The sequence below is a fragment of the Actinomadura soli genome, from assembly GCF_005889715.1.
Taxonomy (GTDB): Bacteria; Actinomycetota; Actinomycetes; order Streptosporangiales; family Streptosporangiaceae; genus Spirillospora; species Spirillospora soli.
The window spans coordinates 1-8,593 of the sequence record NZ_VCKW01000312.1 but is presented as its reverse complement, the minus strand read 5'-3'; the positions used below and the strand labels follow the sequence as shown (position 1 = coordinate 8,593).

The 8,593-nt window shown below is 69.0% G+C and carries 10 protein-coding genes; 2 read left to right on the top strand and 8 right to left on the bottom strand.

Annotated features, from left to right (window positions below; translation table 11 throughout):
- Nucleotides 1-977 precede the first annotated feature (977 nt).
- Entirely contained in the window at nt 978-1,850 is an 873-nt protein-coding gene (locus ETD83_RS36350) for a helix-turn-helix domain-containing protein (RefSeq protein ID WP_138649744.1), read from the top strand.
- Nucleotides 1,851-2,180: 330 nt separating this feature from the next.
- The gene (locus ETD83_RS45590) at nt 2,181-2,408 is read left to right on the top strand and encodes a DUF397 domain-containing protein (RefSeq protein WP_329603042.1); all 228 of its coding nucleotides are present in this window, start codon (nt 2,181-2,183) and stop codon (nt 2,406-2,408) included.
- A 308-nt stretch (nt 2,409-2,716) separates the two neighbouring features.
- On the opposite strand, the gene ETD83_RS36340 is transcribed toward ETD83_RS45590, so the two are convergent.
- The 8 genes from ETD83_RS36340 to ETD83_RS36310 all read right to left on the bottom strand — a co-directional run bounded on the left by ETD83_RS36340 (nt 2,717) and on the right by ETD83_RS36310 (nt 8,399).
- Nucleotides 2,717-3,472, bottom strand: a complete 756-nt coding sequence (locus tag ETD83_RS36340) for a maleylpyruvate isomerase family mycothiol-dependent enzyme (RefSeq protein ID WP_138649742.1) — start codon at nt 3,470-3,472, stop codon at nt 2,717-2,719.
- On the bottom strand, nt 3,469-3,633 hold the full coding sequence (locus tag ETD83_RS43165; protein ID WP_171064645.1) for a hypothetical protein: 165 nt from the start codon (nt 3,631-3,633) through the stop codon (nt 3,469-3,471). The genes ETD83_RS36340 and ETD83_RS43165 overlap by 4 nt, the downstream gene beginning before the upstream one ends.
- Nucleotides 3,630-4,088: an SDR family NAD(P)-dependent oxidoreductase gene (locus ETD83_RS36335; RefSeq protein WP_230421416.1), complete on the bottom strand. Its 459-nt coding sequence runs from the start codon at nt 4,086-4,088 to the stop codon at nt 3,630-3,632. Before ETD83_RS36335 ends, ETD83_RS43165 begins: the two co-directional genes overlap by 4 nt.
- 172 nt (nt 4,089-4,260) lie before the next feature.
- On the bottom strand, nt 4,261-4,878 hold the full coding sequence (locus ETD83_RS36330; protein WP_138649740.1) for an alpha-ketoglutarate-dependent dioxygenase AlkB: 618 nt from the start codon (nt 4,876-4,878) through the stop codon (nt 4,261-4,263).
- A gap of 72 nt (nt 4,879-4,950) precedes the next feature.
- Nucleotides 4,951-5,817 (bottom strand): helix-turn-helix domain-containing protein, encoded by an 867-nt coding sequence (locus ETD83_RS36325; RefSeq protein WP_230421415.1) that lies wholly within the window; start codon nt 5,815-5,817, stop codon nt 4,951-4,953.
- A gap of 163 nt (nt 5,818-5,980) precedes the next feature.
- Entirely contained in the window at nt 5,981-7,018 is a 1,038-nt protein-coding gene (locus tag ETD83_RS36320; protein WP_230421414.1) for an XRE family transcriptional regulator, read from the bottom strand.
- A 15-nt stretch (nt 7,019-7,033) separates the two neighbouring features.
- Nucleotides 7,034-7,672 (bottom strand): hypothetical protein, encoded by a 639-nt coding sequence (locus ETD83_RS36315; protein ID WP_138649737.1) that lies wholly within the window; start codon nt 7,670-7,672, stop codon nt 7,034-7,036.
- A 28-nt stretch (nt 7,673-7,700) separates the two neighbouring features.
- The gene (locus tag ETD83_RS36310) at nt 7,701-8,399 is read right to left on the bottom strand and encodes a glutamate ABC transporter substrate-binding protein (protein WP_230421413.1); all 699 of its coding nucleotides are present in this window, start codon (nt 8,397-8,399) and stop codon (nt 7,701-7,703) included.
- Nucleotides 8,400-8,593 lie beyond the last annotated feature (194 nt).

Sequence of the window (8,593 nt, the reverse complement as noted above, 5' to 3'; positions counted from 1 at the left end):
GGGTTAGGCGGAGGTGGCGTCCGACGTCCCGGCGCTCGTTCTCGGGCTGGTCGTGAGCCGGCCACGCGATGTCGGCGGGGCCGGTTTCGGCCGGGACGATCTGGTCGGGGTCGTGCTGGCGGGCGTAGTCGTCCATCAGCGCACCCGCCAGATGATCTGCTGGACGGGGAATGGTGGGTTCGTGGGGCGGTGGATGTCAATGGTCGGGGGAAGAATCTGCTGTCTTGACATGTCGAGAACCCCATGTCTCGAATCGCGACTTCGGATGCCACATGTCCGGCTGCCTGGGACGGCCCGGCACCGGCTGTACCAGGGGGCCCGAGTCGCATTCACCTACTAGCCCGAACCGCATGATCGCGGTTAGACTGGGTGAGTCCGCAGAGAACGTTTGAGCAGGTCAGCCTGGATCTTTCCGCGACTTCGCGAGAAAGTCCGACGCGACCGGCCGGTGCGATCTCACGCGGTCTCGAGGAGTCGCTCTCCGCTTTCCCTCGATCGTCTTGGCTCGCAACCGGTGATCGGTGGGAGGCGGCGGGCGACTCTATTTTCTTTTCTGGTATTTCCGGAATGTTCGGCGTTCGTGGCGTCCTCCCCGTCCCGGCGCGTGTCCGGTGTCTCGTCGCGTCGGCGTCCGTCCCCGTGTCCGCCGGCGGGCAGTTCCCGGACGGGGCGCCCATGGCCCGTCCGATCCCTCACCCTGCGTCAAGGTCTTTCCCAGTTTCTTGGGTAGCAACACGTCGGGTGGCAGGTCGGCGTCTGCTACTTTGCTACCTAGCACATTACAACATAGTCTACGGGCATGCAGCAGTCTGGCAGCTTCATCGCCGAGTTTCGAGCGATATGACGGGTCTGGCCCTCGGGGGTGGGTTCTCGCGGGCTCGCCAGGTAGCGCGCTGGCGTGACTTATCGCGCCATGTGGCGGCCTGCCAGGTTGCATGCGGGCTGGTGGCATCTACTACATAGAGTGAGCGATTGAGATGACCAGTGACCAGGGGCCGATCGTCCAGAGCGCGTTGCTGCGCGCCGAGCTCGTCCGCCTGCGCAAAGAGAAGAAACTGACGCAGGACCAGGTGGCCCGGCAGCTCGAATGGTCTCCGTCGAAGCTCATCAGGGTCGAGGGGGGAAAGAACGCCATCACCCGGACGGACCTGCAGGCCTTGCTCAGGGTGTACGACGTGAACTCGGAGGGACGCCAGGAGCGCCTCCAGTCGCTGGCCCGCGGCGCGCGAGAGCCCGCGTGGTGGAACACCTACCGGGGTGAGTTCGACCCGAACTTCCTGAACTACGTGGGCTACTCGGCGGGTGCGGCGTACATCCGGCAGTTCCACGGGTCCGTCGTCCCGGGGCTGATCCAGACGCCCGAATACGCCGAGGTGCTCGCCACGGGCAAGGTGTCCGAGCAGGGCAGGGCCCTCGGCGCGAAGCTGCGCATCCAGCGGCAGCAGGAGCTCGCCAAGCGGCAGAACCCGCCACGCCAGCACTACATCATCGACGAGGCGGTGATCCGCCGCCATGTCGGCATCAAGATCGATCCGGCGATCATGCCCGCCCAGCTGGTCCGCATCGCCGACGCCGCCGAGCGCGACGATCTGCTGACCGTCCGGATCGTCCCGTTCAAGGCGGGTGCGCACCTCGGGCTCGAAGGACCGTTCAGCCTGCTGGAGTTCGACGGCGACCTGGACGACATCCTCTACCTGGAGGGCCGGTCGGGGGCCAGCCTGATGCTCACCGGCGACGACGACAAGATCCCCGAGTACCGGGACACCTTCGAGCTCCTGCTGGAGCAGTCACTGCCCGCCGAGAAGTCGATCGCGCTGCTCCGGCAGGCCGCCGAAGACCTCATGGCCTGACGGCCCGGCTCCAGCACCCGCGGCCGGACGGTACGACTCGTGGCCGGGACGGTCGGACTCCACCACCGCGGCCTGACGGCCTGACTCCAGCTTCGCAACTCGACTCGACCCCGACCGGAGGTGACGGCCGCATCGGGCACCCACAAGGCGAGTGGCCTTCATAGCACGCAGAGTGATCTTGTGTTCCCTTGTAGGCGGGGTAACTCGGACCGTTTACACTCATGACCGGGAAATTATCCACAAGGTCGTGGTTTGCCGTGCCCTGCTTGGTGCTCGCCGGGCGGGTGTTCTTGTCCGATCGGCTGGCAAGACGGCACCCGCCGGCAATGGATGGAGGGTTGCTGGATGGTGTGCCGATCGATTCGCGGAACGGCGTTGAACTGGCGCAAGGCCAGCCGGAGCCAGTCCGGGAATGAATGTGTGGAGGTGACGGCACTGGGTCCGTCGGTGCTGGTCCGGGACTCACGCGACCACGCGGCGGGCGTCATCGCCCTGGATTCCACCCAGTGGAATGCGCTGCTGAGCGCGATCCAGAGTGGAGATCTGGACGCACGTTGAGTCGCGCGACTCTTTTTCGCGCCTATCGCAGAAATTGTCGAACCTGGCGATGGCCGGAAGTCTTGACTGGCTATTCTTGACAACTCCGCGAACCCGGGTTGGTTCGGCGACCCCGAGCGGACCCTGAATCAGACCTGAACCGTCCCTCAGCACTCTGTCGCGGCGGCGGAACCGCCCGTAACGCGACCGCCAACGGGGGTCGCCGAACGTCCATCGGCGCCCCGGAACGGCACCGCCGCCGCCCGTCTCCGGGTGAGGTTCATGAGCCGGCCGGCCCTCGCCGGGCCGATCACCGTAAGCCGATGGGGTCAGTAGAGGAAGGGAAGTGTCACGCCTTCGGCGCCGGTGAGGTCGTCGCCGCCCGAGCGGCCCATCAGCCAGGCGAGCAGGGAAGCCTCCGGGCCGGTGACGGTCACGACGCCATCGTCCTCGCCTTCCCCCAGGTCGCGGCCCGTGTCGGTGGCGAGCAGCAGCAGGCGCGGCGCGTCGGCACGGCGGGCGAAGGACGCGACGACGCCGTCGAGCGTCCGCGATGTGAACGCCGCGGGCCAGTCACGCGGCATGAAGCCGGCGTCGAGGTCGACATGGTGGACGAGCACTTCGGTGAGCCGCGCGTCGGCAGCGCGGGCGGCCGGGTGGCGTGCGCCCGACGTCCACTGGACGGTCCGCGCCCACCCCTCGCCGGACGGCGCGCTGCCGGGCATCAGCGCGTAGGCGTCGGCGAACCGCCGGGCGCTGTCCCGCACGTCCGCGACGAGTTCGGCGGCGGGCCGTCCTGCCCCGGCGTCGATCTCGGCGGCGCGGGCCTCCATGCTCGGGTACTCGTAGGACTCGACGCCCGTCCGGGCCCAGGTGAGCAGGCGGGTGCCGCCATCGGCGTTCCTGGCGACATGGGTGAGGACGTGGCCGCGCGTCCAGCCGGGAAGCAGCGACGGCGCGCGGACGTCGCCATCATCGAACTCCTCCGCCGTCGCGAGAAGGGCCCGCGTCGCGGCAGTGATCGCGGCAAGCGTCACGACCGGCCTGGCCGGTTCTGGTGGGGCGGGCCGGTCGGGGGTGGTCATGTGAAGTCGGAGGTGTGGGACTCGGCCCATTGCCGGAAGGTCCGGGGCGGCGTGCCCGTGATGTCCTGGACGGTCGACCGGACGAACGACTCGTCCAGGGAGCCGTTCACGTAGAAGTCGAAGAACGCGTCGACGTATTCGGGGGGCATCTGCCCGGTCATCTCCGTCCGGGCCTCGTCGTCGGGCTGGGCGTGCCGCCGCCCATGCCGGTCAGCGACGCGACTCCGCTCGACACGTTCACGATCCGTCCGCGGCCGCTGCGGCGCAGGAGGGGAAGGAGCGCCTGCGTCAGCCGCCACGGGCCGTAGAGGTTGGTCTCGGCCGCCTCCCGGACGACGGACAGGTCGGCGGTCGACGCCCGCTGCCACGTGTCGTAGGTGATCGCGGCGTTGTTGACCAGGACGTCCAGGTGCCCGATCTCGGCGGCGGCCCGTTCGATGTCGGCGGACGAGGTGACGTCCAGGCGCAGCGGCGTCGCACCGGCCTCCGCCGCCGCCCGCTCGGCCGCCTCCGGAGAGCGGGCCCCGAGCAGGACGTCGTGGCCGCATTGCGCGAGCTGCCTGCACACTTCGAGGCCGATGCCCCGGTTCGCGCCGGTGACGAGCGAGACCGTCACACTGTCCCTCCTCCCGTCCCGCGCCCGCTGGGACGTCTGTACACGGCCATCGGACGAAGCACGGCCCCGGCCTCCAGGCGGATCACCGTCATGATCGCACGCCGCCACCCCGTCCCGGCCGACGTGCGCGGGCATCCCCGCCTGCCCTGCGGCAAGGGGGCCTTGGAGGGGGTCAGCGGACGTTGCGGGGTCGGAACTGGATGCTGATCCTCTGGCCGGTCGCCCGGGTGCTCTTCGGGATCGCGTGCTCCCATGTCCGCTGGCAGCTCCCGCCCATCACGATGAGATCGCCGTGTCCGAGTTCGTGGCGGATCGTCCGGCCGCCGCCGCGCGGGCGCAGCAGCAGGGCGCGCGGTGTCCCGACCGACAGGATCGCGACCATCGTGTCCTCCGTGGCACCGCGCCCGATCCTGTCGCCGTGCCAGGCCACGCTGTCGCGCCCGTCCCGGTACAGGCACAGCCCGGCGGTGCGGAACGGCTCCCCGAGCTCCTCCGCGTAGTGGCCGTCGAGCGCGGCCTTCGCTTCGTCCAGGACGGGATCGGGCAGCACGTCGCCCTCGTCGTAGAAGGCCAGCAGTCGCGGGACGTCCACGACACGGTCGTACATGCGCCGGCTCTCCGCACGCCACGGGACGGACGTGTGCAGGCGCTCGAACAGCGCGTCCGCCCCCGGGATCCAGCCGGGGAGGACGTCCACCCAGGCGCCGTGCGCGAGCCGCGTCCGCCGCGCCGAACTCAGCGGACGCGGACCGCGCTCGTCCGTGTCGTCCAGCAGCGAGGCTTGGAACATGCCCTCACTGTACCCACCGAGTCAAACATCTGTTCGATCGCGGCGGAGGCTCCCGCCGGTCGGACCGGGAGGTCAGAAGTCCTTCAGCATGTCGCTGAGGAGCGCGACGGTGCGGATGGGAGGGGCCGCGCGGATGGCCAGCGAATCCATGATCTCCTTGTACCGGTCGGCCTCCCGGCCCTCCGGGTAGCGGGCGCCGGTCAGCTGTTCGAGGTACACGACGTCCTCCAGGTCGTGCTCCGCGAACCGGATGACCGTGATCGGGCCGCCCAGCGCGAGATGGCCGCCCGCGGAGAAGGGCAGGAGCTGCACCTTCACGTTGGGCATGCGCTCGGCCACGTTGATCAGGTGCTCGATCTGGGCGCGCATCGTCTCGGTCCCACCGATCGGCCTGCGCAGCGCCGCCTCGTCGATCACCGTCCAGAACCTGACCGGGGCGACGGGCCGGAGCAGGATGTCCTGCCTGGTCATCCGCACCTTGAGCCGCCGGTCGAGCTCGTCGTAGGTCGCTTGGTGGTGCTCCAGGCCGATGACCGCCCGCGCGTAGTCGACCGTCTGCAGCAGCCCCGGGACGTACTGCACCTCGTAGCTGCGGATCGTCGTCGCCGACTGCTCCAGGCCGACGTACTGCTCGAACCAGGCCGGCACCACGTCGCCGTAGCTCTGCCACCAGCCCGGCTTCTTCGCCTCCCGGACGAGTTCGACGAAGCTGTTCCGCTCGTCCTCGTCGTCCAGGCCGTACAGGTCGAGCAGGTCGAGGACGTCCCGCACCTTGAATCCGTGGCGCCCGAGCTCAAGGCGGCACATCTTGGACGCCGACCCGCGGATCGCCGCCCCCGCCTCCGCCCGCCCGATGCCCTTCTCCTCCCGTAACCGCCGCAGTCGCGCGCCTATCTGCATGCGCAAGGCGGTCGGGCCGGCCTGCCGATTGTCAAGCACAAGATCTCCAGCGTCTCGCACGGCACGACAACTCTCGGAGCGTCTCACAGGCAAGATGGACGCGCAGGCAACCTCCGGTCAGAGGTATGTAACCGCCGACCTGGTGTACAAATCACATCATTGTCCGTGAACGACCAGGCAGGATCGTTCCACTTTTCGGGTGCTAGCGCCGCGGAACGAGCAGATCGAGATCGGCTCGCGTCACCCGCGCCCGCTCCGCCACCCGGTCACGGTCCGTGCCCGCCGCGCCGACGATCTCGATCGCCCGGGTCAGCATCGTGGGCCGCTCAAGGGCCTTCGCCGGCCCCGGCTCCTGGCGCCGCCACCCCCGCGAACTCAGCACGCTCATCGCGTTCCGGTACGCGGCCTCCTTCATGACCCGCAACGTGCGCGCCCGATACAGCAGCGCCGCCATGCTGACGCCCCACGCCGCCTTCAGTTCGGCAAGGCGCTCCCAATCGGCGCTCGCCGGCAGTTCGCCGCCGATGTCGTCCTCCGGCATCAGGAACTCCGCCGCGAAACGGTGCGCCTGATCCTCGACGATCTTCTCCCCGGGTTCGGCGTCGGCGTGCATCACCAAATGCCCCAGCTCGTGGGCGGCGTCGAAACGGTTGCGCCAGTAATCGCCCTTGGCCGGATTGAAGAACACCATCGGCCGCGGATGGACGCCCACGCTGAACGCGTCGACCCGCTCCGCCGCGTCCGGCAGGACGAGTACGATCACGCCGTGCCCTTCCAGTAGCCGCACCATATGCGGAACCGGCCCCGGCTCCCCGGCCAGGGCCTTTCTCGCGACCCGCGCCGCCTCCGCCGGCCCGCTTCCGCCGATCTCGTCCGGCGGCACCGCGTACTCCGGGAGATCGACCTCGGGGAAATCGACGAGATCCTCCAGTGCGCCGACCACATCGGTGGCGATCCGCCCGTAGGCGAGCGCCTGGTCGCGCTCGATCTGACTGGTCGACCTCAACGACCTGAAATGCGCCCCGTCCAGCGAAGCGCGGCTCCGGCCGCCCTGAAAGAACTCCACGGGCACCCCGAGCGCGATCGCCAGGCGCCGTACCATCGGCTCCTCGGGCGTCTGCACGCCGGCCTCGTACCGTCCGATGGCCTTCGGTGTCGTCCCCACGGCCTGCGCGACCTGATTCTTACGCAACCCCCTGAGGCGGCGGGCAAGCGTCAGCCGCTCGCAGTCGAACAGCACCCGCGCCACCCTTTGCTAGGCCGATTTCGTCTCCCCGCGGAGCCGCATCGGGACATCGGTCTCCCCGCCGTCCCACAGCGGCATCGTCCGCTCGACGAGCTTACGACGTGGATCGGGGCCAATGGCGTCGTCCAGCTCCCGCACCCAGTGCCAGGCCGTCCCGCCGTCCGCGTTCCACCTGGGCCGCCCCAGGAAAAGCTCCATTTCCAGCGGCTCGTCGGTGGCGCTGTGCGCGAGCACCAAGGTCACGACTCCGGGCGTGTCGCGATGGATCCCGAGCGGCAGCTCAAGCTGCGGATCCTCGACATATCCCTGGCGCGCCACGGCCTGCTTGGTGGGACTGTCCCGATCCCACCGGATCCCGCGGACGTTCCCGAACTCGTGCCGCTTCAGCAGCACCCGGTACGGCCCGTACCGCCATCCGGGCGAGCCGTTCAGATCGTCGCGGACGACCTGCGGCTCGTCCTCGAAGACCCGGTCGATCCACGTCGCCAGCACGTCGAACGCGCTGACCCCGTACGACCGCTCCGTGAACCCCGCCGCCCGGCTCAGGGACCCCAGGACGGCGAGCGTCGCGTCCCGGTGGGCCTCCCGCAGAGCGTGCAGGAAACCGGCCGCCAAGAGCTCGTCCCAAACAACCCTGTCCTCAGCCACCCGCCCACTCTAGGCAGCGGCACCGACATTACGAGCAGCCCTCGAACTGCGGGACCTCTTCGACCAGCGTGATCCCGCTCTTCCCGAACCACTTGCGCAGCAGCTCGCCGGCCGTCCCGTCCTGGTACATGGTCGTCAGGGCCCGGTTCACCGCCTCACACCCGTCGACGTCGCCCTTCCGCAGCCCGACCCCGTACCGCTCGTCGGTGAACGGCGCGTTCACGATCTCCAGGTCCCGTGCCGCGAACCCGGCCAACACCAGATCCCCAGTGGAAACCGCGTCGACGACCCCACCACGCAATTTCGCGACACAGTCGCTGTACGAAGACCCCGGAACCAGACTCGCCGGAATGCTCAGCCCCTTGACCACCCGATCAGTGGAAACCGACCCGCTGGCCTGACACATCCGCCGGCCCGCCAGGTCGCGCACACTCCGGATCCGGGAGTCCCCGCGCCGCACCATGATGTCCTGGTGCGCGACGTAGTAGGGCCCGCCGAACGTGACGAGCTTCGCCCGGTCCGGCGTGATCGAGTACGAGGCGAGCACGAGATCGACGTCGCGCCCGGCCAGCTTCCGCTCCCGGTCATCCGATCTGACCTCCCGGAATTCCACCCGCGAGGCCCCGATCTGCCGGGCGATGTACGTCCCCACGTCGACCTCGAACCCCCGGAAGACACCGCCTTCCCTGAACCCGAGCCCGGGCTGATCGGCCTTGACCCCGACCACGATGAGATCGTCCCCCGAAACGGACGCCTTCGCGGCCGAACATCCCACGAGAACGACACTCAGCAAGACCGCCAGAACAGCACGCACACAGGCATGCCTACTCCCGAAACAAAATCACCAGATGAACACCAAATGACCACCCACCGACCACCAAATGACCCCGCCGCCCGCCCGGTACGGAACTCACTTACGAG